Raw genomic sequence first — 21,467 nt, 5'->3', positions numbered from 1 at the left:
TAAAGGTCCGTTGCACCTACTGTTGGTTTTCCGTGGGGGGCGACCCCGGCTATGTGGAGGGGGCGGCGTACCCGCTCTCCGTGATTTAAACGTGGGGGGGGGCGGGGGGGGGCCGGGCCCCGTGCGGGGGCCGGGCCCCTCGGCTCGGTCGTCGTGTCCCGTCGGGGGTCTCGTCGGGGGTCTCTACTCGGACGGCGCCCAGTAGTCGAGGAGCGTGGCCACGCCCGGCTCCACGCTCTTCCAGGAGCCGTCGAAGGCGAGGACGGCGAAGGCCGCGGCCGGGAAGCCGCGGCGGGCCATCCGGCGGCGGGTGTCGCTCTCGTCCGGGCCTGCCAGGATCTCGGCGAGGCCGTGGATGCCCGGGTTGTGGCCGATGAGGACCACGTTCTGAGCGTCGTCCGGGGTCTCGTTGAGCAAGGCGATCAGCTCGCCCGGGGAGGCCTCGTAGATCCGCTCCTCGTAGACGGTTTTCGGCCGCTCCGGGAGTTCGTGGACGGCCAGCTTCCAGGTCTCACGGGTACGGGTCGCGGTGGAGCACAGGGCCAGATCGAGGTGGATACCGGTGTCGGCCAGCTTGCGCCCGGCGACGGGGGCGTCCATGCGGCCCCGCTCGGCGAGGGGTCGCTCGTGGTCGGTCACCGGTGGCCAGTCGGCTTTCGCATGCCGGAAGAGGACAATCCTGCGGGGTTCTGCGACGCTCATGGCATCCAGCTTCGCATGAAACAGGCCACGGGGCGGTGGGAGTTGGCGGGCGGCCGAGCCGGTGGTCAGCGACCTGTCAGCTGCTGTACGCGCGCGAAGAGCTGACTGATCACGGGGTCGCCCGCCGCCGCGTGCGCGTCCGTGGGGTTGAGCACCACGGCCAGCAGCACGACGAAGGCGAGCGTGGGCAGGGCCAGGGCCCACCAGGGCAGCCGTATGTCGACGCCGCCCGTGGACGCCGGGTGCGGCCGGGTGTGCGTACGGGCCGACATGGGTGCCTCCGATGGTCTTCGAGCGAATCCGTGACCACGGCGAGCGGCCACAACTCGAAGGTACGGAGCCGGCGGCCGCCAACCCATCCGGAGACCCACCCAGTTGACCCTGACACTCACCCCCTAGGGGACAGGGGGGACAGCCCTACCATCGGCCGTCATCGGCGCCGTCATCGGCCGTTCCGGGGCGGCCGTATCAGTAGCGGGACGGCCGGATCGGGCCGGCGGTCTCAGGGTGCGGCGATCGTCGCGACGATGGCGATGATCAGGAAGATGGCGAAGAACGAGCCGAGGACGAGCAGCAGCTTCTTCTGGCCGTTGCGGGGATTCGGGTCGAGGACTGGCATGCGGCCAGTCTCGCACTCCGCGCGGCCTCACGGGCCGCCGGGGTGAGGTCAGCGCGCCGCCTCGTCCTCCACGGTGCAGTCGCGCCCCGCCAGGATCCCGACGATCGTCTGCGGCACCATCAGGCCCGCCATCAGGGCGAGCGGCACCCCCCAGCCGCCGCTGCTCTGGTAGAGCACGCCCACCAGGAGGGGCCCGGGGATGGAGATCAGGTATCCGGTGCTCTGCGCGAAGGCCGACAGCTGGGCGACGCCCGCTCCGGTCCTGGCCCGCATGCCGACCATCGTCAGGGCCAGCGGGAAGGCGCAGTTGGCGACGCCGAGCAGCAGCGCCCAGGCCCAGGCGCCGGCGGCCGGCGCGAGATACAGGCCGGCGTACCCGGCGAGTCCGCAGGCGCTGAGCACCAGGACGATCGGGCCCTGTCGCGGCAGCCGGGCGGCGACGCGCGGGATGACGAAGGCCAGGGGGACGCCCATCACCATGGTGACGGCAAGGAGCAGCCCGGCCGTGCTCGCGGGCACGCCCGCGTCGCGGAAGATCTGCGCCATCCAGCCCATCGTGATGTAGGCGGCGGTGGCCTGGAGCCCGAAGAAGACGGCGAGCGCCCAGGCGGTACGGCTGCGGGTGATCCGCACCGCGGGCGGTTGGTGCTCGGCCGCGGGTGCCCGGTCGGCGGGACGGTCCACGCGCGCGGGTGCCTCGCCGGAGGACCCGTCCACGCGCGCGGGCGCCTCGCCGGAAGACCGGCCCACGCGCGCGGGTGCCTCGCCGGCGGGCCGGGGGTCCCGTGCGCCCGCCTCGCCGGCCGACCCGGCGTCCCGCTGCCGCTGTCGCTGCCGCTGTCGCTGCCGCACGGAGGGTATCCACGGGACCACGGCCACCGCGGCGAGGCCCGCCCACACCGCGAGCCCGGACTGCCAGCGGCCGCCCAGCGCCTCGGTCACCGGCACGGTCACCGCCGCCGCGCCCGCGGTGCCCAGGGCGAGGGCCATCGAGTACAGGCCGGTCATGGACCCGACCCGGTCCGGGAAGTGGCGCTTGACGATCACCGGCATGAGGACGTTGCTGACCGCGATGCCCATCAGCGCCAGCGCGCTGGCGGCCAGGAAGCCGGCCGTGCCGCCGACGTAGGGCCGCAGCAGCAGGCCCGCCGTGATGGCGGCCATACCGGCGCACACCACCGCGCCCGGTCCGAACCGGCGGGCCAGGCGGGGCGCCGTGACGCCGAAGACGGCGAAGCAGAGCGGGGGGACGGAGGTGAGCAGCCCGGCCACGCCGCCGCTCATGCCGAGCCCGTCGCGGACCTCTTCCAGGAGCGCGCCGAGGCTGGTGATGGCCGGGCGCAGGTTCAGGGCGGCCAGCACGATGCCGAGCACCAGCATGCGCTGCGGCCACGCGCGTGTGGCGGGCGCCGGGGGCTCGCTCGCCGCCGGGGTGCGGACGGATGGGGTGGACATCGTCGTCCGGGATTCCTCGCTCACCATGCCAGCCATCATAGAATGATGGGATGATTGGTTGTCCACGTCCAGGCGGACAGACCGTTCCGCGCTCGTGCGAAGGTGTGCCATGCCCCTGAGTCATCCGCGCCGTTCCGCCCTGTCCGAGCAGGTCATCAACGCGCTGCGGGCCCAGATCACCAGCGGCGAGTGGCCGGTCGGCTCGCGCATCCCGACCGAGCCGGAGCTGGTCGAGCAGCTCGGCGTCGCCCGCAACACCGTCCGCGAGGCCGTCCGCGCGCTCGCCCACAACGGCCTGCTGGACATCCGGCAGGGGTCGGGCACGTACGTCGTGGCGACGAGCGAGCTGGCCGGCGTCATGCACCGCCGCTTCGCCGGTGCCGACCCGCGGCACATCGCCGAGCTGCGCTCCACGCTGGAGTCGGCCGCGGCGAGCCTCGCCGCCCGGCGGCGCACGGAGAAGGACCTCAAGCAGCTCGACGCGCTGCTGCGGCGCCGTGAGGAGGCGTGGGCGTCGGGCGACGCGGAGGCGTTCGTGGCGGCGGACGCGACCTTCCACCTGGCGGTGGTGTCCGCCTCCCACAACGACGTGATGACGGCGATGTACGCGGACCTCGGCGAGGTGCTGCGGGACTGGCTGCGCGACGACGTCGGCGACGAGCTGACGCCGGAGACGTACATGGACCACACACGGCTGGTCGAAGCGGTCCGCGCGGGGGACGCGGAGGCCGCAGGCGCCGAGGCCGCGGGCTATCCGTTCGTGTGCCGCCCCGGGCTGTTCACGCCCGCCGGTGGCTGATCCACACCGCGGCGACCTCTTTCCAGCACCGGGCGGTGAGCCGTACGGTCGCCGCCGGGCCGACGTCGACGCCGGCCGCGTCGGTGTCGAGGTCCCACCAGCGGGCGCACTCGACGTGCAGGCTGACGCGGTCGGTCTGCGGATAGGGGTTGTGGCAGTACGCGACCACGTGGGACCCGGTCACACTGCTGCGGCACTCGGCGCCGAAGGGCTGCGCCTGGACCGGGTCGCCGGCCGTGACACGTTCACCGGTCGTCACACGTTCACCGGTCGTCACACGCGTGAGGGACGCCGCCTCGTACGGCAGAGCCAGCACAAGAGCGACGGCGACGGTCACTGGGGCCAGGCTTCGGGACAGGCGCACAAGGGGACCTCCTCGGCCGAGCTGGGGAGGGATCGCGTGCTGGACGCGAGATCCGACGCGGGATCCGGAGCGAACGCGTAACCAGCGTGCGCCGTCGCGGCCCGGCTCCGCCCGGCCGCGTAGGCCGAACGGGTGACGCCCCGCTCCCCGCGCGGTGCGCGGAGCGGGGCGTCGCCGGTACGGAAAGGGGCAGGTCAGGCGCCGACCGCGTGCAGACCGCCGTCCACGTGCACGATCTCGCCGGTGGTCTTCGGGAACCAGTCGCTCAGCAGGGCGACGACACCGCGGCCGGCCGGCTCGGGGTCCTTCAGGTCCCACTCCAGCGGGGAGCGGCTGTCCCACACCGAGGCCAGCTCGCTGAAGCCGGGGATGGACTTGGCGGCCATGGAGCCGAGGGGGCCCGCCGAGATGAGGTTGCAGCGGATGTTCTGCTTGCCCAGGTCGCGCGCCATGTAGCGGCTGGTCGCCTCGAGGGCGGCCTTGGCCGGGCCCATCCAGTCGTACTGCGGCCAGGCGAACTGCGCGTCGAAGGTGAGACCGACGACCGAGCCGCCGTTCTGCATCAGCGGCAGGCAGGCCATCGTCAGCGACTTCAGGGAGAACGCCGAGACGTGCATGGCGGTGGCCACGGACTCGAACGGCGTGTTGAGGAAGTTGCCGCCGAGCGCGTCCTGCGGGGCGAAGCCGATGGAGTGCACGACGCCGTCGAGCCCGCCGAGCTCCTCCCCGACGACGTCGGCCAGCCGGGCCAGGTGCGCGTCGTTGGTGACGTCGAGCTCGATGACCTTGGTGGGCTTCGGCAGCTTCTTGGCGATGCGCTCGGTCAGGGTGGGCCGCGGGAACGCGGTCAGGATGATCTCGGCGCCCTGCTCCTGGGCGAGCTTGGCGGTGTGGAAGGCGATGGAGGACTCCGTCAGCACACCCGTGATCAGGACGCGCTTGCCCTCGAGAATTCCGCTCATGGTGTTCAGTGACCCATTCCCAGTCCGCCGTCAACGGGGATGACGGCTCCAGTGATGTACGAGGCGTCGTCCGAGGCGAGGAACCGCACCGTCGCGGCCACCTCCTCCGGCTGCGCGTAGCGTCCGAGCGGCACCTGGGACACGATCGCGGCCCGCTGCTCGTCGGTGAGCACCTTGGTCATGTCGGTGTCGACGAAGCCGGGCGCGACGACGTTGAAGGTGATGTTGCGCGAGCCCAGTTCCCGGGCGAGCGAGCGCGCGAAGCCGACCAGGGCGGCCTTGGACGCGGCGTAGTTGGCCTGGCCGGGGCCGCCGTAGAGACCGACGACCGACGAGATCAGGACGACACGGCCCTTCTTGGCGCGCAGCATGCCGCGGTTGGCGCGCTTGACGACGCGGAAGGCGCCGGTGAGGTTGGTGTCGATGACCGAGGTGAAGTCCTCCTCGGTCATGCGCATCAGGAGCTGGTCCTTGGTGACGCCGGCGTTGGCCACGAGGATCTCGACCGGGCCGTGCTCGGCCTCGATCTCCTTGTAGGCCTGCTCCACCTGCTCGGTGTCGGTGATGTCGCACTTGACGGCGAGGAAGCCGGCCGGCGGCTCACCCGACCGGTACGTGATCGCAACCTTGTCGCCGGCGTCGGCGAAAGCGCGGGCGATGGCGAGGCCGATGCCCCGGTTGCCTCCGGTGACGAGAACCGAGCGGCTCAACGGATCACCCTTTCGATAACGTTCTGATACCCCCGCCCGGACACCTGGATGGCAGGCGGCTTCTCGGAAAACCTATCGGTCCGGCCCCGGCCGGGGACATTGGGGCATCCACAGTGGCTCGGGCCACGCCCTGTCGGATCCCTACAGTCGGGGCGGCCCGGAGACGCTCTGTGGTCAGTCCGGCATTCCGGGGGCGTGGGCGGGCAAGCCCTCTGCGCGAGCCGTCTCCAGCATTCTGCGGTCGTACGTCACCATGGCGCTCAGGTCGTCCCGCAGCGACAGTGCGCTCGCCACGTGAATCGCGTCCAGCGTCCTGAGACGTCCGACCAGCAGGGCCGCCCCGTCACGCACCTCTCGGGTGAGGAGGATTTCGGTGATCCGGGCATCCAGATCCTCCATCGTCTTCGGAAAGTGCCCCATGAGGTCCAGAGTCCGTACGGTCTCGACGAAACCGAGCGTGCTCGTGGCGAGCGGCTCCGTGACTCGTTGCTGCAGGAAGGCGTCCAAGTCGGTCCAGTGATTACGGCGAGTCATCCATGTGACCAGCGCCGATGTGTCCATGTAGATCAACGGTCGTCCTCCGCACGCTCCGCCAGGAGCAGGGCCAGGGGATCGGCCTCGTCCGGCACCTCGTAGTGCGGCATGCTGTGCCGGTCAGCAGCCGTGACCGGCTTCAGCTTGATCTTTCCTTGTGCCACCAAGTGCGCGTACCGCTCCATGGGCCCGCCGGCCGGAGACAGTATGGCGATGACCTTGCCGTGCCGGGTGACCTGGATCGCCTCGCCCTTCTCGACACGAGCGAAGACAGCGCTGGGGTTGTACGAAAACTCGCGGACGGAGACGGTGCTCATGAAGGACTCCTGACTGCCACCCCGATTGTGCCTACAACTCCCCAAGCGTACCTACAGTGCTCGGTGACAGCCCGGCTCGGCGTTCACCCGATCGCGGGATTTCCGCAGCACTTCTTGTACTTGCGCTCCGACCCGCACCAGCACCGGCCGTTGCGCGGCGGGGGCCAGTCGGTCGCCTCTCCCCTGCGGGCCAGTTCCGCCGCGTAGCGGGACCGTGCGGCCGGTGTGTCGGGGGACCCGCCGGTTTCGCGGGCGTCAGCCTCCAGACCGCTCACCGTCGCCCGGCCGACCGCCAGACGCGTGCCGCCCTGGTCCGACAGCTCCCGCAGGGTGCGCTCGACCTGCCGCAGATGACCGGCGTGGTCATCGCCGTACGCGTCAACGACCGTCGGCCAGCGCTCCAGGAGCCGCGCGAACTCCTCCGGCGGCCAGAACAGGACGCACGTCATCAGCGGTCCCGAGAGCGCCGCCGCCTCGTCCCGTTCCGCGGTGATCTCCTCCATCTCTGCCTGCAAGGCGGCGGGATCCCCCTCGGCCAGCCGCTTCAGGCGGAGCGGGTCGTGCAGTTCGTCCAGTGGACGCACCCGGCCGAGTACGAGCGCCGCGCGCCGTTCGTGCACGGTGTCGGCCACGTCGTCCCAGTCGTCGTGCGGCTCGCCGAGCACGCGCCGTACCCGGTGACGTCCGGTGAGCAGTTCCTCCAGGCCGAACGAGTCATCCGCGTCCTGGACCACGTCCGCCGTCACCGCGGCACCGGCGCCGAGAGCATGTGTGACGCCCGTCGTGTACCACTCGGCGGCCGTCGCCGTCTCGTCAGCGGACTCGAAGACGTTGGCGACAAGGCTCCAGGCGGCGGCGTCCCGGGGATGCCGCTTGCGGAAGGCGGCGGCCGCCGCCCGTGCCTCCTCCACACGCCCGGCCTCCCAGAGCGTGTCGATACGCCACGCGTCCACCACGTCCGGCTCCCGGCAACCGCCCGACTCCGGGTCGAGCAGCCGCTCGTAGAGCTTCAGCGCACGCTCGTGCTCGCCGGCGGCGCGCCAGGCGTCGGCCGCTTCCCGGAGCAGTTCCTCCCGGTCCTCGGGGTACTGCTCCACCAGTCCCTCGTACTCCTGAGCCGCCTGGGCGGGAGTGACGGACGGGGGTGCGGTGCGGCGGGCGTGGGACGTCCGCCGGGTGTTACGGGTCTTCTTCTTGCCGGATGCGTGGCGCTTGCTGGACATGAGGGCACCGTAGCGCGGCCGGGGACGGAGGCGCCGGGGTTTCCGGTGTGATCACCTGCGCGGGTGGTGCGACGGGTCGGCTCGGTGAACACGCCGGCATCGTCCGCCGCCCGTCAGACGGTCCGCCCGGAAGCCTCAGGCAGGGCGCACTCCGCCCATACCGCCTTGCCCGGTCCCCCGCGACCGTCGACGCCCCACCGCTCGGCCACGGCCGCCACGAGGAGCAGGCCCCTACCACCGTCGGCGTCCACGGGGTCCGCGCCCGGCCGCCGCGGGTCCGGCTGCGCGGGGTGGGTGTCGGCCACCTCCACGCGTACGACTCCGGAGGCGCGGTCGCAGCGCAGCCGCAGTTCGAAGTCGCGGCCGGGGACGCGGCCGTGCAGGACCGCGTTGGCCGCGAGTTCCGCGACGACGAGCACGACGGTGTCGGAGGCCGGGCTGCCGTACGGGACGCCCCAGAGGTCGAGCCGGTGCGCGGCCAGTCTGCGGGCGAGGCGGGCCCCTCGGCGCGTGGCGGAGAACCGCTGCACGAACACACTTACGGTAACGGCCTCTTGGGCTTGTGACGCTGACATGGGGCCAGCGTTCCGGCCCCGTTCGCCTCGCCGACAGGGACGACACCGATACAGACCCGGTTGTACCGGTGCACACTCTGGACTGGGTGGGTAACTCACCGTGACCCTGGGTGGGCCGGCCGCGTTCGGCAGGACGCGGAAACGTGAGCACGGGAGGCGCGCGGCGATGACGGCGGACCACGGCGGAGGCGGTACCAATGGTACTGAAGCGGAACTCTCCGACAGTCTCAAGACCTTCGGCGCGGTCCTGAAGGCGCTACGGGAGGAATCCGGCCTGACACAGGAGGAGTTCGCGCTGCGGGTGGGGTACTCGGCCGCGTACGTCGCCAAGATCGAGCAGGGCAAGCGGTTCCCGCCGACGGATCTGCCGGCGCGGGCGGCGGAGGTGCTGGGGCCGGTCGGCCTCAAGGTCCTCACCGCGGCGGCGAAGAGTCTGACGCGGCGGGCGGGGCTGGCGTCGTGGTTCCGGCAGTGGGCGTGCATCGAGGAGGAGGCGATCTCCCTCTACGCGTACGAGTGCCGGGCGGTTCCGGGGTTGTTGCAGCCGGAGCGGTACGCGAGAGCGGTGTTCGAGCGTCAGCTTCCGCCGCACTCCAAGGAGCAGATCGACCACAAGGTGTCGGCACGTCTCGAGCGCCAGGCACTGCTGGCCGAGCGGCCGAACACCGCCTTCGCGTTCATCATCGAACAGGCCGTCCTGGAGCGCCGGGTCGGCGGCGCATCGGTCACCCGGGCTGTCCTCGACCACCTGCTGGACCTGGGAGAACGGACCAACGTCGAGATCCAGATCATGCCCCTGCACCAGGAGGACCACTGTGGAGTGGATGGTCAGCTGTACATGGCCGAGACGCCCGGCCATCAGTGGTTCGGCTACACGGAGGGGCATCGGTCGAGCAGCCTGATCGCCGATCCCCGAGAGGTGAGCGTCCTTCATCAGCGCTACAGCAAGCTGCGTTCACAGGCCCTGGACTGCCGGGCTACGGTGAACCTCTTGGAACGGATGCGAGGAGCGCTATGAGCCCCACCCCTGAGCTGAACTGGTTCAAGAGCAGTTACAGCGGCGGAGACGGCGACAACTGCGTCGAGGTCGCCCTGCGTCCCGGCACGGTCCATGTCCGTGACTCCAAGGACCGGGGCGTCCGTCCTCTCGTCGTCACGCCGGCCGCGTGGGCCGCGTTCACCGCGCTCGCCGCGGACTCGTCCCCGGAGAACTGATCACGTCCGCGGGCGGGCATGGAAGTCGGTTCCGTGCCCGCCTGTTGTGGTGCGTGATTCACTGCCTCCGAAGGTCACCACAGGCAAGCGCCCGAAGGGATCCCACCGGTGCCGCACGAAGTCGATCAGTCATTCCTGGCGCTCCCGCTACGCCCCCTGGCGGACGCCGCGCTGGCACGTGCGCGTGCGCTGGGCGCGGAGCACGCGGACTTCCGGTTCGAGCGGGTGCGCAGCGCCTCCTGGCGCTTCCGGGACGCCAAGCCGGCCGGTTCCTCGGACACCACCGACCTGGGGTACGCGGTGCGGGTCGTGCACGGCGGCACGTGGGGCTTCGCGTCGGGAGTGGACCTGACGCTCGACGCGGCCGCCAAGGTGGCGTCCCAGGCGGTGGCGATGGCGAAGCTGTCCGCCCAGGTGATCCGGGCCGCGGAGTCGGACGAGCACGTGGAGCTGGCGGACGAGCCCGTGCACGCCGACCGGACGTGGGTCTCGTCGTACGAGATCGATCCGTTCACCGTGCCCGACGAGGAGAAGTCCGGGCTGCTGGCGGAGTGGAGCGCGCGGCTGCTGGCGGCGAACGGCGTCAACCATGTCGACGCCTCCCTGCTCACCGTGCACGAGAACAAGTTCTACGCCGACACCGCGGGCACCGTGACCACCCAGCAGCGCGTCCGGCTGCACCCGCAGCTGACCGCCGTGTCCGTGGACGAGTCCAGCGGCGAGTTCGACTCGATGCGGACCCTCGCGCCGCCCGTGGGCCGCGGCTGGGAGTACCTGCGGGGCACCGGCTGGGACTGGGAGTCGGAACTGGAGCGGATCCCCGAGCTGCTGGCCGAGAAGATGCGGGCGCCGAGCGTCGAGCCGGGCCTGTACGACCTGGTCGTCGACCCCTCCAACCTGTGGCTGACCATCCACGAGTCCATCGGCCACGCCACCGAGCTGGACCGCGCGCTCGGCTACGAGGCCGCGTACGCCGGCACCTCGTTCGCCACCTTCGACCAGCTCGGCAAGCTCCGCTACGGCTCCGAGCTGATGAACGTCACCGGCGACCGCACCGCCGAGCACGGCCTGGCGACCGTCGGCTACGACGACGAGGGTGTCGAGGCGCAGTCCTGGGACCTGGTCAAGGACGGCACCCTGGTCGGCTACCAGCTCGACCGGCGCATCGCGAAGCTGACCGGTTTCGCGCGGTCCAACGGCTGCGCGTACGCCGACTCCCCCGCGCACGTGCCGGTGCAGCGCATGGCCAACGTGTCGCTGCGGCCGGACCCGGCCGGGATGTCGACGGAGGACCTGATCGGCGGGGTGGACCGCGGGATCTACGTCGTCGGGGACCGGTCCTGGTCGATCGACATGCAGCGCTACAACTTCCAGTTCACGGGCCAGCGGGCGTACATGATCCGCAACGGCCGCCTCGAAGGGCAGCTCCGGGACTTCGCCTATCAGGGGGTCACCCCCGAGTTCTGGGGCTCCATGGAGGCTGTGGGAGGACCCCAGACCTACGTGCTGGGAGGGGCCTTCAACTGCGGGAAGGCGCAGCCCGGCCAGGTCGCCGCCGTGTCCCACGGCTGCCCGTCGGCGATGTTCCGGAGTGTCAACATCCTGAACACCACGGGCGAGTCGGGCCGTTCCTGAGGCAGGGGCCGCCTCATGAGGAGCGACACACCATGACCGTGTTCCACCGCCGGGTGGCACCCGTACTGCTGCTCGGCCAGGTCGCGTACGTGGCCCTGCTCGAGTTCGCGTTCACTTTCCTGGTGCCCGACACCGCCGGGATCGACCACACCGGTCCCAGCCGCTCCGGCACCGCGCTGTACGCGGCGGTGGTCGCCGTGGCGCTGCTCGCCATGACCGGCGGAGCCGCCCTGCTGGGCTCGGCGCGGGTCAGGGCGGGGACGCCCCGCGCCCTGCGCGCGGGCTGGCTCATCGTGCTCGGCGCCGGCGAACTGGCCGTCGCCGTGGCCTTCCTGAAGGCGGTCGTCGCCGGGGACCCGGGGCCGGACACGCTGATCGGTCTGCTCGCCGGCGTGGCGAGCTGCGCCATCGCGTGGTCGTGTCTCTCCGGGACGGGCGCGGGACGGACAGACCGCGGACCGTCTCCGCCGCAGTGAGAGAATTGCGCTCTCCGTACGCACACCCGCTGGGTAGTCTCTGCGTTGATCCACGGCCCGGCATCAGGTCCGGCCGGGCAGGTCGCCGCCGTCCCGCACGGCTTGCCCGTCGGGCCTCTTCAGGGGCGTCAACATCCTCAACACCACGCAGGAGGCCGGTCGATGAGTGCCCGCACTGACAAGGCGCACAAGCCGCACGAGGTCGTCGAGCGGGCCCTCGAACTGTCCACCGCGGACGGCTGTGTGGTGATCGCCGACGAGCGGTCGACCGCCAACCTGCGCTGGGCGGGCAACGCGCTCACCACGAACGGCGTCACGCGCGGGCGCACGCTCACCGTGATCGCGACCGTCGACGGCAAGCAGGGCACGGCCTCCGGCGTCGTCTCCCGGGCGGCCGTGACCGTGGACGAGCTGGAGCCGCTGGTGCGGGCCGCCGAGGCCGCGGCCCGGGGCGCGGGACCGGCCGAGGACGCGCAGCCGCTGGTGAACGGCGTCGACCGGTCGCCCGAGTTCACGGCGGCGCCCGCGGAGACCACCTCCGCGGTGTTCGCCGACTTCGCCCCGGCGCTCGGCGAGGCGTTCGCACGCGCGCGTGCGGGCGGCCGCGAGCTGTACGGCTTCGCCAACCACGAGCTGGTCTCCAGCTACGTCGGCACGTCGACCGGTCTGCGCCTGCGCCACGACCAGCCCAACGGCACCCTGGAGCTGAACGCCAAGTCCCCCGACCGTACGCGCTCGGCGTGGGCCGGCCGCTCCACCCGCGACTTCAAGGACGTCGACCCGGCCGCGCTGGACGCGGAGCTCGCCGTCCGGCTCGGCTGGGCCGAGCGGCGGATCGAGCTGCCCGCCGGACGGTACGAGACGCTGCTGCCGCCGACCGCGGTCGCCGACCTGCTGATCTACCAGATGTGGTCGGCGTCGGGCCGGGACGCGGACGAGGGCCGCACGGTGTTCTCCCGGCCGGGCGGCGGCACCCGCGTGGGCGACAGGCTGGCCGAGCTGCCGCTGACGCTGCGCAGCAACCCGGACGAGCCGGGCCTGGAGTCGGCGCCGTTCGTGATCGCGCACTCCTCCAGCGGCGACCAGTCGGTGTTCGACAACGGCCTGCCGCTCACGGCCACCGACTGGATGCGCCGGGGCGAGCTGGCGCACCTGACGACCACCCGGCACACCGCGGCCGTGACCGGGCTGCCGGTGGCTCCGGCGATCGACAACCTGATCCTGGACGGCGGCGACGACCGTTCCCTGGAGGAGATGGTCGCGACGACCGAGCGCGGCCTGCTGCTGACCTGCCTGTGGTACATCCGCGAGGTCGACCCGGCCACCCTGCTGCTGACCGGTCTGACCAGGGACGGCGTCTACCTCGTCGAGAACGGCGAGGTCACCGGCGAGGTGAACAACTTCCGGTTCAACGAGTCGCCGGTGGACCTGCTGGCCCGGGCCACCGAGGCCGGGCGTACCGAGAAGACGCTGCCCAGGGAGTGGAGCGACTGGTTCACCAGGGCCGCGATGCCGGCGCTGCGGGTGCCGGACTTCAATATGAGCTCTGTCAGCCAGGGCGTATAACCTCGTACCTGATTACGAGCCCACTCGAGGAGACACGAGAACCGTGACGGACATCGTCGACGAGCTGAAGTGGCGCGGGCTGATCGCCCTCTCCACTGACGAGGACGCACTGCGCAAGGCGTTCGCGGACGGCCCCGTCACGTTCTATTGCGGCTTCGACCCGACCGCGCCCAGCCTGCACCTCGGCAACCTCGTGCAGATCCTCACGCTGCGCCGGATCCAGCAGGCGGGCAACCGCCCGCTGGGCCTGGTCGGGGGCGCCACGGGCCTGATCGGCGACCCGAAGCCGACCGCGGAGCGCACGCTCAACGATCCGGAGGTGGTGGCCGGCTGGGTGACGCGACTGCGCGGCCAGATCGAGCGGTTCCTGGACTTCGACGGGCCGAACGCCGCGCTGATGGTCAACAACCTGGACTGGACCCAGGGCCTGTCGGCCATCGAGTTCCTGCGGGACGTCGGCAAGCACTTCCGGGTCAACAAGATGATCGCGAAGGAGGCCGTCGCCCGGCGGCTCAACTCCGACGCGGGCATCAGCTACACCGAGTTCAGCTACCAGATCCTGCAGGGCATGGACTTCCTGGAGCTGTACCGGCGCTACGGCTGCACGCTGCAGACCGGCGGCAGCGACCAGTGGGGCAACCTCACCGCGGGCGCCGACCTGATCCACAAGGTGGAGCCGCACGCCTCGGTGCACGCCCTGGCCACCCCGCTGATCACCAAGGCGGACGGCACCAAGTTCGGCAAGACCGAGTCCGGCACGGTGTGGCTCGACCCGGAGCTGACCACGCCGTATGCCTTCTACCAGTTCTGGCTGAACGCCGACGACCGGGACGTGTCGAACTTCCTGCGCATCTTCAGCTTCCGGTCCCACGAGGAGATCGAGGAGCTGGAGCGGCAGACCCAGGAGCGGCCGCAGGCCCGTGCCGCGCAGCGGGCGCTGGCCGAGGAGCTGACGACGCTGGTGCACGGCGCCGACCAGACCGCCGCCGTCGTCGCCGCGTCGAAGGCCCTCTTCGGCCAGGGCGAGCTGGCGGAGCTGGACGAGCGGACGCTGGCGGCGGCCCTGTCCGAGGTGCCGCACATCAAGGTCGCCACGCTCGGTCCGGTCGTCGACCTGTTCGCGGAGAGCGGCCTGGTGGCCAGCAAGTCGGCGGCGCGGCGCACGGTCAAGGAGGGCGGCGCCTACCTGAACAACGTGAAGGTCGCCGGTGAGGACGCCGTCCCCGCCGAGGAGGACCTGATCCACGGCAGGTGGCTGGTGCTGCGGCGGGGCAAGCGGAATCTGGCCGCCGTCGAGGTGACCGGGGCCTGAGCGCCGCTACGGCGCGGGACATGGGCGGGTCGCGGCCGGGGCCGCGGCCCGCCACGCGCGTTCCCGGGGCCGGCGGGTGCGTTCCCGGGGGCCGGTGAGGCGTTCACCTCACGCGCGTTCCTTTCGCTTGCCCAGGGTCGCCATGTAGAGCATGTCGCCCACGGCGACGAGGATGACCGCGGCGATCACCTGGAAGATGTGGCGGGTCCAGTCGACGCCGGGGGTCGCCTCGACGCCGAACGCGCGGGCGACGGCGTTGCCGACGATCGCGCCCAGCATGCCGAAGATCGTCGTCAGCCACAGGGGACTGTGCTGCTTGCCGGGGAGGATCGCCTTCGCGATCAGGCCCAGCACGAATCCCACGATGATCGCCCACAACCACCCCATGGCAGCCTCCTGCTACGGCTCGACGACGACTCGACGTGAGCGGTACGTCGAGTGTCCGGCCGTACGGCGTACGGCGCATGTCGGGGACGGCCGTACGTGCCGGGGCCGAGGGCGTCCGCGCAGGCGGGGAGGGGACCCGGTCTCGTGGGCGGCGTGGACGCGGCGTAACGTGGACGTGTCCGGGCTGTTTTTCCCCGACGGAGCGGTCCGGTCCCGGGGTGTGGAGAAGTCCGAGACGGGCGGATGGTGGAATGTGATGCGGAAGCAGCGCGGCGGCGGCAACGTCCAGGTGTTCCGGATCACCGGAGCCCGGACCGGCCTCCAGGAGGACGTGCGCGGGCGGCAGCGCCGGTACGTGATCTCGATGTCGATCCGTACGGTGTCGGTGATCCTCGCGGCCTGCCTGTGGAACGTTGAGCGGCCGGTCGCCATCGTGGCGCTGGTGCTCGGGGCGGTTCTGCCCTACATCGCGGTGGTGGTCGCGAACGCCGGGCGCGAGAACGCGCCGTCCCTGCCGTCGACGTTCCTGACCGCTCCGGTGCGTCCGATGGTCGCGCCGCCGCGGACGAACGACGGTTTCACGGAACCCGATCCGGAAGATGTCGCGGCCGGGCCCGCGCCGGGAGAACGAAGCGGGCCGCACGAGCGGACCTGACCCCGGCGGCAGGGCGGCGGCCGGGGGGTCGACTTGGCGCCAAGCTCAAGAAAACCTCAGATCAATCATGTTGTTCCAGTGCCGGGCGACCGGTGACCCATGACATACTTCGTAGGCGCTCCGCATCCCCCGTCGGAGCGACAGACCGACGCCGGGCAGCTCCCCCCGTGGCTGCTCGGCGTCGCCTTGTTCGCCGCTGTTGCGGGACGAAGCGGTGGAGAGACTGATCCGTGAGTGACGCCATCTGTTCTGCCAAGGGCTGCCGTGCCGACGCCGTGTGGGTGCTGGCGTGGAACAACCCGAAGATCCACACGCCGGAACGCCGCAAGACATGGCTCGCGTGCGAGGAGCACCGCGAGCACCTGTCGCAGTTCCTGGGCGTGCGGGGGTTCCTGAAGGACGTCGTGAGACTCCAGGACTGGCAGGCGCCCGAAGGGTCCGACGGCCGGGCCTAGCCGCCGATCGCCGACATCGGCCGCTCGGGCTGTTCGAAGGACGGGTCGTCCAGGCCCGCGCCGGCCTTCTTGCCCCACATCGCCAGCCGCCAGATGCGGGCGATCTCCTCGTCGGGGGCGCCGGAGCGCAGGGCGGCGCGCAGGTCCGTCTCCTCGGTGGCGAACAGGCAGGTGCGTATCTGGCCGTCGGCGGTGAGGCGGGTGCGGTCGCAGGCCGCGCAGAACGGGCGGGTGACGGAGGCGATGACGCCGACGCGCTGCGGGCCGCCGTCCACGAGCCACCGCTCCGCGGGCGCCGAGCCGCGCGCGTCGGAGCCCTCCGGGGTCAGCTCGAAGCGGGTGCGCAGGGAGGCGAGGATGTCGCCGGCGGTGACCATGCCCTCGCGCTTCCAGCCGTGCTGCGCGTCCAGGGGCATCTGCTCGATGAAGCGCAGCTCGTAGTCGTGCTCGACGGCCCAGGCCAGCAGGTCGGGGGCCTCGTCGTCGTTCAGTCCGGGCATCAGGACGGAGTTGACCTTGACCGGGGTCAGGCCCGCCTCGCGGGCGGCGTGCAGGCCCTCGATGACGTCCTGGTGGCGGTCGCGGCGGGTGAGTGCCTTGAAGACGTCCGGGCGGAGGGTGTCCAGCGAGACGTTCACCCGGTCCAGGCCCGCCGCCTTCAGGGCCGGCGCGGTGCGCTTCAGGCCGATGCCGTTGGTGGTGAGGGACGTCTGGGGGCGCGGGTCCAGGGCGGCGACGCGCTCGACGATCCCCACCAGCCCGGGACGCAGCAGGGGCTCGCCGCCGGTGAAACGCACCTCCTCGATGCCCAGGGAGGTGACGGCGATGCCGATCAGGCGGACGATCTCGTCGTCCGTGAGCAGGTCGGGCTTCGCCAGCCACTGCAGGCCCTCCTCGGGCATGCAGTAGGTGCACCGCAGGTTGCACCGGTCGGTCAGCGAGACCCTCAGGTCGGTGGCCACCCGGCCGTAGGTGTCGATGAGCACGTGGGCCCCCTCCCTCGTGGCGGATCGGTCGTTCTGCGTCAGTTGCGAGCGTACGCGACGGCACCGACATCGACGGTGCCCCGTCCCAGGAACGGGGAGCTCGGTCCCAGGAACGGGGTGCTCCTTCCCCGGGACAGCACGCGGCCGCGCCGCAGGGTTCCTGCGACGCGGCCGCTCAGGGGGTTGCCGGCGGGCGGGTCAGTGGGCGCCGGTGCCGGTGAGGGACCGCACCTCGAGCTCGGCGTACTTGCCCGCGTCCGGCTCCTCCTTGGACAGGTAGGTGCCGATGACGCCGAGCAGGAAGCCGACCGGGATGGAGACCAGGCCGGGGTTCTCCAGCGGGAACCAGTGGAAGTCGACGTCCGGGAACATCGACGTCGCCTTGCCGGAGACGACCGGCGAGAACAGCACCAGGCCGACCGCGGTGACCAGGCCGCCGTAGATCGACCACAGGGCTCCCTGGGTGGTGAAGCGCTTCCAGAAGAGGCTGTAGAGGATCGTCGGCAGGTTGGCGGAGGCGGCGACCGCGAACGCCAGGGCCACCAGGCCGGCCACGTTCAGGTCGCGGGCCAGGGCGCCCAGGAAGATCGAGACGGCGCCGATGGCGACGGTCGCCCAGCGGGCCGCGGTGACCTCCTGCTTCTCGCTGGCCTGGCCCTTCTTGATGACGTTGGCGTAGATGTCGTGGGCGAACGACGAGGAGGAGGCCAGGGTCAGGCCCGCGACGACCGCGAGGATGGTGGCGAAGGCGACCGCCGAGATGGAGGCGAGCAGGACGGCGCCCCAGTTGGAGTCGACTCCGCCCAGGTGCAGGGCGAGGAGCGGTGCCGCGGTGTTGCCGGCCTTGTTGGAGGTGATGATCTCGTCCGGCTTGATGAGCGCGGCGGCGCCGAAGCCGAGCGCGAGGGTCATCAGGTAGAAGGCGCCGATGAGGCCGATCGCCCAGTTCACGGACTTCCGGGCGGCCTTGGCGGTGGGCACCGTGTAGAAGCGGATCAGGATGTGCGGCAGGCCCGCGGTGCCCAGGACCAGGGCGATGCCGAGCGAGATGAAGTCCAGCTTGGTGGTCGAGGTGGCACCGTACTTCAGGCCGGGTTCGAGGAAGGCGGAGCCCTTGCCGCTGTTCTCGGCGGCCTTGCCGAGCAGGTCGGAGATGTTGAAGTCGAACTTGAGCATCACCAGGAAGGTCAGCAGCAGGGCGCCGATGATCAGCAGCACGGCCTTGACCATCTGGACCCAGGTGGTGCCCTTCATGCCGCCGATGGTGACGTAGACGATCATCAGGACGCCGACCAGGGCGACGATGGCGATCTTCCCGCCGTCGCTGGTGATGCCGAGCAGCAGCGAGACCAGCACGCCCGCGCCCGCCATCTGCGCGAGCAGGTAGAAGATCGACACGACGATCGTGGAGGTGCCGGCGGCGGTGCGGACCGGGCGCTGGCGCATGCGGTAGGCGAGGACGTCGCCCATGGTGTACCGGCCCGAGTTGCGCAGCGGCTCGGCGACCAGCAGCAGGGCGACCAGCCAGGCGACCAGGAAGCCGATGGAGTACAGGAAGCCGTCGTAGCCGAACAGCGCGATGGCGCCGGCGATGCCGAGGAAGGAGGCCGCGGACATGTAGTCGCCGGAGACGGCGAGGCCGTTCTGGAAGGCGGTGAACTGCCGTCCGCCGGCGTAGAAGTCGGCGGCGTCCTTGGTCTGGCGGCCGGCCCAGACGGTGATGACGAGGGTCGCGAGGACGAACACCGAGAACAGGCTGATGATCAGGGTCCGGTGCTCGCTGGCCGCTCCGGCAGCCAGCAGGGTGGTCTGTGCGTGGCTCATTCGCCGTTCTCCATCCGGGACTTGATCGCCTGCGCCTTGGGGTCGAGCTTCGCGGCGGCGTGCCGCGAGTACCACCAGGCGATGAGGAACGTGGTGAGGAACTGGGCGAGCCCCAGCACGAGGGCGACGTTGATGTTGCCGGCCACCTTGGTGCCCATGAAGTCGCCCGCGTAGTTGGACAGCAGGACGTACAGCAGGTACCAGACGATGAAGGCGATCGTCAGCGGGAAGGCGAACGAGCGGTGGGAGCGGCGCAGTTCGGCGAACTCCGCGCTCTTCTGCACCTCCTCGAACTCCGCGGTGGACGGGAGCCGGTCTTCAGTTTTCGAGGGGGGCGGTGCGTCGGTGGCCACGAAGTCTCCTCGCGTTGCGGGTGGTGACGGGGACCGGGCGCGAGTGTCCTCGCGTTCCCTGTCCAAGGGCACGGCGCGGCGCGAGGACGGGTTCAAACCCCTTCCGTTCTTTCCGAAGTCACCTGGGGTAAGTCATTGCTGGCCAACGACTGCGGAAGATAGTTTCGGCTCTGCACCACCCGTCATGTACCTGCCCGAGCAGCACCTGTGTCTCGGGCGGTTCTGTTTCAGGATGATGTGGAGACCCCATGGCTCATCTGCGTTCAAGACGCCGGCTCGCTCTCGCGGTGCCGGTCGTGCTGTCCCTGACCGCCTCGCTCGGCTTCCTGCCGGCTGCGGCCCAGGCCGCCCCGCGGGCGGAGTCGACGGCTCAGGCAGCAGACGCGGAGACCTACGCGTACCTCGTTAACACCAAGACCGACCATCACACGATCGAGTCGGTCAAGAACGCGATCACCGCGGCCGGCGGCACCGTGGTCGTGGCCTACGACAAGATAGGCGTGATCGTCGCCCACTCCGCGAACCCCGACTTCGCCCAGCAGATACGCAAGGTCCGCGGCGTGCAGTCGGCGGGCGCCTCGCGCACCTCGCCGGTCACCGCGGCGGGGACGACGGACGAGGGCGCCGTGCAGTACCTCTCCAAGGCGGAGGCCGCGAAGGTCGCGGGCAGCGCCGCGGCCGGAGAGGAGCCCCTGGAGGCCGACCAGTGGGACCTGCGGGCGATCGGCGCCGACAAGGCGGCCGAGATCAACCCGGGCAGCAAGAAGGTGACCGTCGCGGTGATCGACACCGGCGTCGACGACACCCACCCCGACATCGCGCCGAACTTCTCCGCCGCGCAGTCCGCGAACTGCGTCAGCGGCAAGGCGGACACGACGTACGGCTCCTGGCGTCCGGTGGACGCCGACCACTACCACGGCACGCACGTGGCGGGCGAGATCGCCGCGGCCCGCAACGGCATCGGCGTCGCGGGCGTGGCGCCCGGCGTGAAGGTCGCGAGCATCACCGTGGCGCAGCCGGACGAGAACTCGCTGTTCTTCCCGGAGAGCGTCGTGTGCGCCTTCGTGTTCGCCGCCGACCACGGCGTCGAGGTCACGAACAACAGCTACTACGTCGACCCGTGGCTGTACAACTGCATGGACGACCCCGACCAGCGGGCCATCGTCGACGCGGTCAACAGGGCGCAGCTCTACGCGCGGAGCAAGGGCACCCTCAACGTGGCCTCCGCGGGCAACTCCAACGACGACCTGGACTCCGACGCCCTGGTCGACGACTCCAGCCCCGACGACTCGACCGCCGTGACCCGGACGGTCGACCCGCACGAGTGCTTCGACGTGCCGACCCAGCTTCCGGGCGTCGTCACGGTCAGCGCGACGGGCGTCAAGGGCACCAAGTCGTACTACTCCAGCTACGGTGACGGCGTCGTCGACGTCGCGGGTCCGGGCGGCGACAAGTACCAGATCCCGGACACGCCGTCGAAGAACGGCCGCATCCTCTCCACGATGCCGAACAACGAGTACGGCTTCCTGCAGGGCACCTCGATGGCCTCGCCGCACGTCGCGGCCGTCGCCGCGCTGCTGAAGTCGACGCACCCGTGGGCGACCCCGGCCCAGCTGCAGGCGCTGCTGAAGGCGCAGGCGGACAACCCGGGCTGCCCGACGGAGCCGTACGACGGCAACGGCGACGGCGTGGTGGACGCGACCTGCGTGGGCGGCAAGCGCGTCAACGGGTTCTACGGCTTCGGTGTCGTCAACGCGCTGCGCGCGGTGAAGTAACCCGCTTCCCCGGGGGGCTTCGGCCCTCCGGGTTCCCGAGCCGGATGGCGGCGCGGGGTGAAGGGGCCGGACGGGAACGTCCGGCCCCTTTCGCGCGCTCCGGGCCCGCTCGGGCACTCCGGGCCCGCTCGGGCACTCCGGGCCCGCTCGGGCACTCCGGGCCCGCTCGGGCACTCCGGGCCCGCTCGGGCGCAGGCCCCGTTCGGGCGCAGGCCCCGCTCGGGAACTCCGGCACTTGACTCAGCGAGGCTATATGTTGATTGAATCAATAATGCATAGTTGAGTCATGACTGACATCATGTTCGCCTGGAGCGCGCTGGGCGGCGACCCCGCCCTCCTCTCGCGTGCCTCGACCGTCGTGCGCCCCGGCCCGCTCGAAGCCCGTCTGCCGGTGCGGGAGCTGGCCCGGGCCTGCGTCGGGGCGTGCGCCCTGGCCGCCGCCGAGCTGGCGGCGCAGCGGGCCGGGCTAGACGCAATGCCGGTGACTTAGGTGGTGTGTGGTCTGGAGATCGTGAGGACTGCCGTGGCTGGTGGCGGCAGGTTGCGGTGTTCGGCTCGTTTGAGGGGC

25 protein-coding genes and 1 pseudogene are annotated in these 21,467 nt (G+C 71.1%); 11 read left to right on the top strand and 15 right to left on the bottom strand.

The features are described from left to right. Positions 1-183: 183 nt before the first annotated feature. The 4 genes from ACH4ZX_RS39125 to ACH4ZX_RS39110 form a co-directional block, all read right to left on the bottom strand. Positions 184-702, bottom strand: a complete 519-nt coding sequence (locus tag ACH4ZX_RS39125; protein ID WP_398283505.1) for a SixA phosphatase family protein — start codon at positions 700-702, stop codon at positions 184-186. Between the two features lie 65 nt (positions 703-767). Continuing rightward, positions 768-974 (bottom strand): hypothetical protein, encoded by a 207-nt coding sequence (locus ACH4ZX_RS39120; protein ID WP_398283503.1) that lies wholly within the window; start codon positions 972-974, stop codon positions 768-770. Between the two features lie 230 nt (positions 975-1,204). Beyond that, on the bottom strand, positions 1,205-1,321 hold the full coding sequence (locus ACH4ZX_RS39115) for an SGM_5486 family transporter-associated protein (RefSeq protein ID WP_398283501.1): 117 nt from the start codon (positions 1,319-1,321) through the stop codon (positions 1,205-1,207). 48 nt (positions 1,322-1,369) lie between these two features. Further along, a complete protein-coding gene (locus tag ACH4ZX_RS39110) occupies positions 1,370-2,803 on the bottom strand; it encodes a CynX/NimT family MFS transporter (RefSeq protein WP_398283499.1) in 1,434 nt (477 codons plus the stop codon). 82 nt (positions 2,804-2,885) lie between these two features. On the opposite strand from ACH4ZX_RS39110, the gene ACH4ZX_RS39105 reads away from it, so the two are divergent. Then, on the top strand, positions 2,886-3,575 hold the full coding sequence (locus ACH4ZX_RS39105; RefSeq protein ID WP_398283497.1) for a FadR/GntR family transcriptional regulator: 690 nt from the start codon (positions 2,886-2,888) through the stop codon (positions 3,573-3,575). On the opposite strand, the gene ACH4ZX_RS39100 is transcribed toward ACH4ZX_RS39105, so the two are convergent. The 7 genes from ACH4ZX_RS39100 to ACH4ZX_RS39070 all read right to left on the bottom strand — a co-directional run bounded on the left by ACH4ZX_RS39100 (position 3,556) and on the right by ACH4ZX_RS39070 (position 8,221). Further along, the gene (locus tag ACH4ZX_RS39100) at positions 3,556-3,939 is read right to left on the bottom strand and encodes a hypothetical protein (protein WP_398283495.1); all 384 of its coding nucleotides are present in this window, start codon (positions 3,937-3,939) and stop codon (positions 3,556-3,558) included. The genes ACH4ZX_RS39105 and ACH4ZX_RS39100 overlap by 20 nt on opposite strands. Before the next feature lie 194 nt (positions 3,940-4,133). Continuing rightward, on the bottom strand, positions 4,134-4,901 hold the full coding sequence (gene fabI / locus ACH4ZX_RS39095) for an enoyl-ACP reductase FabI (protein ID WP_398283493.1): 768 nt from the start codon (positions 4,899-4,901) through the stop codon (positions 4,134-4,136). 5 nt (positions 4,902-4,906) lie between these two features. After that, positions 4,907-5,611, bottom strand: coding sequence for a 3-oxoacyl-[acyl-carrier-protein] reductase (fabG, locus tag ACH4ZX_RS39090; RefSeq protein ID WP_324785376.1), 705 nt, complete (start codon positions 5,609-5,611; stop codon positions 4,907-4,909). 174 nt (positions 5,612-5,785) lie between these two features. Then, a complete protein-coding gene (locus tag ACH4ZX_RS39085; RefSeq protein WP_398283507.1) occupies positions 5,786-6,172 on the bottom strand; it encodes a type II toxin-antitoxin system VapC family toxin in 387 nt (128 codons plus the stop codon). Between the two features lie 5 nt (positions 6,173-6,177). Further along, entirely contained in the window at positions 6,178-6,462 is a 285-nt protein-coding gene (locus ACH4ZX_RS39080) for a type II toxin-antitoxin system Phd/YefM family antitoxin (protein WP_398283491.1), read from the bottom strand. Positions 6,463-6,545: 83 nt separating this feature from the next. Next, positions 6,546-7,685: a tetratricopeptide repeat protein gene (locus tag ACH4ZX_RS39075; protein WP_398283489.1), complete on the bottom strand. Its 1,140-nt coding sequence runs from the start codon at positions 7,683-7,685 to the stop codon at positions 6,546-6,548. A 113-nt stretch (positions 7,686-7,798) separates the two neighbouring features. After that, positions 7,799-8,221 (bottom strand): ATP-binding protein, encoded by a 423-nt coding sequence (locus ACH4ZX_RS39070; RefSeq protein WP_398283487.1) that lies wholly within the window; start codon positions 8,219-8,221, stop codon positions 7,799-7,801. Between the two features lie 205 nt (positions 8,222-8,426). On the opposite strand from ACH4ZX_RS39070, the gene ACH4ZX_RS39065 reads away from it, so the two are divergent. From ACH4ZX_RS39065 to tyrS, 6 genes are all read left to right on the top strand, one after another. After that, positions 8,427-9,278 carry a helix-turn-helix domain-containing protein gene (locus ACH4ZX_RS39065; RefSeq protein WP_398283485.1) on the top strand — a complete coding sequence of 284 codons (852 nt, stop codon included), beginning with the start codon at positions 8,427-8,429 and terminating at the stop codon, positions 9,276-9,278. Then, complete coding sequence (locus ACH4ZX_RS39060) at positions 9,275-9,475, top strand: DUF397 domain-containing protein (protein ID WP_398283483.1); 201 nt, start codon at positions 9,275-9,277, stop codon at positions 9,473-9,475. Before ACH4ZX_RS39065 ends, ACH4ZX_RS39060 begins: the two co-directional genes overlap by 4 nt. Before the next feature lie 108 nt (positions 9,476-9,583). Further along, positions 9,584-11,110, top strand: coding sequence for a TldD/PmbA family protein (locus ACH4ZX_RS39055; protein ID WP_398283481.1), 1,527 nt, complete (start codon positions 9,584-9,586; stop codon positions 11,108-11,110). Between the two features lie 32 nt (positions 11,111-11,142). After that, the gene (locus tag ACH4ZX_RS39050) at positions 11,143-11,586 is read left to right on the top strand and encodes a hypothetical protein (protein WP_398283479.1); all 444 of its coding nucleotides are present in this window, start codon (positions 11,143-11,145) and stop codon (positions 11,584-11,586) included. 162 nt (positions 11,587-11,748) lie between these two features. Further along, positions 11,749-13,152, top strand: a complete 1,404-nt coding sequence (locus ACH4ZX_RS39045) for a metallopeptidase TldD-related protein (RefSeq protein ID WP_398283477.1) — start codon at positions 11,749-11,751, stop codon at positions 13,150-13,152. A gap of 43 nt (positions 13,153-13,195) precedes the next feature. Then, positions 13,196-14,464 (top strand): tyrosine--tRNA ligase, encoded by a 1,269-nt coding sequence (gene tyrS / locus ACH4ZX_RS39040; RefSeq protein ID WP_398283475.1) that lies wholly within the window; start codon positions 13,196-13,198, stop codon positions 14,462-14,464. 108 nt (positions 14,465-14,572) lie between these two features. Here tyrS and ACH4ZX_RS39035 read toward each other — a convergent pair whose 3' ends face one another. Next, complete coding sequence (locus tag ACH4ZX_RS39035; RefSeq protein WP_398283473.1) at positions 14,573-14,851, bottom strand: GlsB/YeaQ/YmgE family stress response membrane protein; 279 nt, start codon at positions 14,849-14,851, stop codon at positions 14,573-14,575. 256 nt (positions 14,852-15,107) lie between these two features. On the opposite strand from ACH4ZX_RS39035, the gene ACH4ZX_RS39030 reads away from it, so the two are divergent. Next, the gene (locus tag ACH4ZX_RS39030; RefSeq protein ID WP_398283471.1) at positions 15,108-15,506 is read left to right on the top strand and encodes a DUF3099 domain-containing protein; all 399 of its coding nucleotides are present in this window, start codon (positions 15,108-15,110) and stop codon (positions 15,504-15,506) included. Between the two features lie 230 nt (positions 15,507-15,736). Then, on the top strand, positions 15,737-15,961 hold the full coding sequence (locus ACH4ZX_RS39025; protein ID WP_398283469.1) for a hypothetical protein: 225 nt from the start codon (positions 15,737-15,739) through the stop codon (positions 15,959-15,961). Here ACH4ZX_RS39025 and moaA read toward each other — a convergent pair. The 3 genes from moaA to ACH4ZX_RS39010 all read right to left on the bottom strand — a co-directional run bounded on the left by moaA (position 15,958) and on the right by ACH4ZX_RS39010 (position 19,124). After that, positions 15,958-16,947, bottom strand: coding sequence for a GTP 3',8-cyclase MoaA (gene moaA, locus ACH4ZX_RS39020; protein ID WP_398283467.1), 990 nt, complete (start codon positions 16,945-16,947; stop codon positions 15,958-15,960). The genes ACH4ZX_RS39025 and moaA overlap by 4 nt on opposite strands. A 198-nt stretch (positions 16,948-17,145) precedes the next feature. Further along, the gene (locus tag ACH4ZX_RS39015; protein WP_398283465.1) at positions 17,146-18,771 is read right to left on the bottom strand and encodes a cation acetate symporter; all 1,626 of its coding nucleotides are present in this window, start codon (positions 18,769-18,771) and stop codon (positions 17,146-17,148) included. Next, positions 18,768-19,124, bottom strand: coding sequence for a DUF485 domain-containing protein (locus ACH4ZX_RS39010; protein WP_398283463.1), 357 nt, complete (start codon positions 19,122-19,124; stop codon positions 18,768-18,770). Before ACH4ZX_RS39010 ends, ACH4ZX_RS39015 begins: the two co-directional genes overlap by 4 nt. Before the next feature lie 248 nt (positions 19,125-19,372). Between ACH4ZX_RS39010 and ACH4ZX_RS39005 the strand changes: the two genes are divergently transcribed. Together ACH4ZX_RS39005 and ACH4ZX_RS39000 are read left to right on the top strand one after the other, a co-directional pair. Then, entirely contained in the window at positions 19,373-20,899 is a 1,527-nt protein-coding gene (locus ACH4ZX_RS39005; protein ID WP_398283461.1) for a S8 family peptidase, read from the top strand. Positions 20,900-21,185: 286 nt separating this feature from the next. Beyond that, positions 21,186-21,380, top strand: a pseudogene (locus ACH4ZX_RS39000) (hypothetical protein); the annotation flags it as partial. Between the last annotated feature and the right edge of the window lie 87 nt (positions 21,381-21,467).

The organism is Streptomyces sp. NPDC020490 (genome assembly GCF_044335305.1).
Lineage (GTDB): Bacteria > Actinomycetota > Actinomycetes > Streptomycetales > Streptomycetaceae > Streptomyces.
The sequence above is the reverse complement of the archived record's forward strand: the minus strand, read 5'-3'. Positions and strand labels throughout refer to the sequence as shown.

Excerpts from the sequence above, each read along its gene's own strand:
- ACH4ZX_RS39005 (WP_398283461.1), top strand. The coding sequence starts at position 19,373 with ATGGCTCATCTGCGTTCAAGACGCCGGCTCGCTCTCGCGGTGCCGGTC.
- ACH4ZX_RS39125 (WP_398283505.1), bottom strand. The coding sequence starts at position 702 with ATGAGCGTCGCAGAACCCCGCAGGATTGTCCTCTTCCGGCATGCGAAA.
- ACH4ZX_RS39075 (WP_398283489.1), bottom strand. The coding sequence starts at position 7,685 with ATGTCCAGCAAGCGCCACGCATCCGGCAAGAAGAAGACCCGTAACACC.
- ACH4ZX_RS39065 (WP_398283485.1), top strand. The coding sequence starts at position 8,427 with ATGACGGCGGACCACGGCGGAGGCGGTACCAATGGTACTGAAGCGGAA.
- ACH4ZX_RS39015 (WP_398283465.1), bottom strand. The coding sequence starts at position 18,771 with ATGAGCCACGCACAGACCACCCTGCTGGCTGCCGGAGCGGCCAGCGAG.
- ACH4ZX_RS39105 (WP_398283497.1), top strand. The coding sequence starts at position 2,886 with ATGCCCCTGAGTCATCCGCGCCGTTCCGCCCTGTCCGAGCAGGTCATC.
- ACH4ZX_RS39060 (WP_398283483.1), top strand. The coding sequence starts at position 9,275 with ATGAGCCCCACCCCTGAGCTGAACTGGTTCAAGAGCAGTTACAGCGGC.
- ACH4ZX_RS39120 (WP_398283503.1), bottom strand. The coding sequence starts at position 974 with ATGTCGGCCCGTACGCACACCCGGCCGCACCCGGCGTCCACGGGCGGC.
- ACH4ZX_RS39115 (WP_398283501.1), bottom strand. The coding sequence starts at position 1,321 with ATGCCAGTCCTCGACCCGAATCCCCGCAACGGCCAGAAGAAGCTGCTG.
- ACH4ZX_RS39030 (WP_398283471.1), top strand. The coding sequence starts at position 15,108 with ATGCGGAAGCAGCGCGGCGGCGGCAACGTCCAGGTGTTCCGGATCACC.
- ACH4ZX_RS39050 (WP_398283479.1), top strand. The coding sequence starts at position 11,143 with ATGACCGTGTTCCACCGCCGGGTGGCACCCGTACTGCTGCTCGGCCAG.
- ACH4ZX_RS39110 (WP_398283499.1), bottom strand. The coding sequence starts at position 2,803 with ATGGTGAGCGAGGAATCCCGGACGACGATGTCCACCCCATCCGTCCGC.
- ACH4ZX_RS39035 (WP_398283473.1), bottom strand. The coding sequence starts at position 14,851 with ATGGGGTGGTTGTGGGCGATCATCGTGGGATTCGTGCTGGGCCTGATC.
- ACH4ZX_RS39085 (WP_398283507.1), bottom strand. The coding sequence starts at position 6,172 with ATGGACACATCGGCGCTGGTCACATGGATGACTCGCCGTAATCACTGG.
- ACH4ZX_RS39045 (WP_398283477.1), top strand. The coding sequence starts at position 11,749 with ATGAGTGCCCGCACTGACAAGGCGCACAAGCCGCACGAGGTCGTCGAG.
- ACH4ZX_RS39080 (WP_398283491.1), bottom strand. The coding sequence starts at position 6,462 with ATGAGCACCGTCTCCGTCCGCGAGTTTTCGTACAACCCCAGCGCTGTC.
- fabI (WP_398283493.1), bottom strand. The coding sequence starts at position 4,901 with ATGAGCGGAATTCTCGAGGGCAAGCGCGTCCTGATCACGGGTGTGCTG.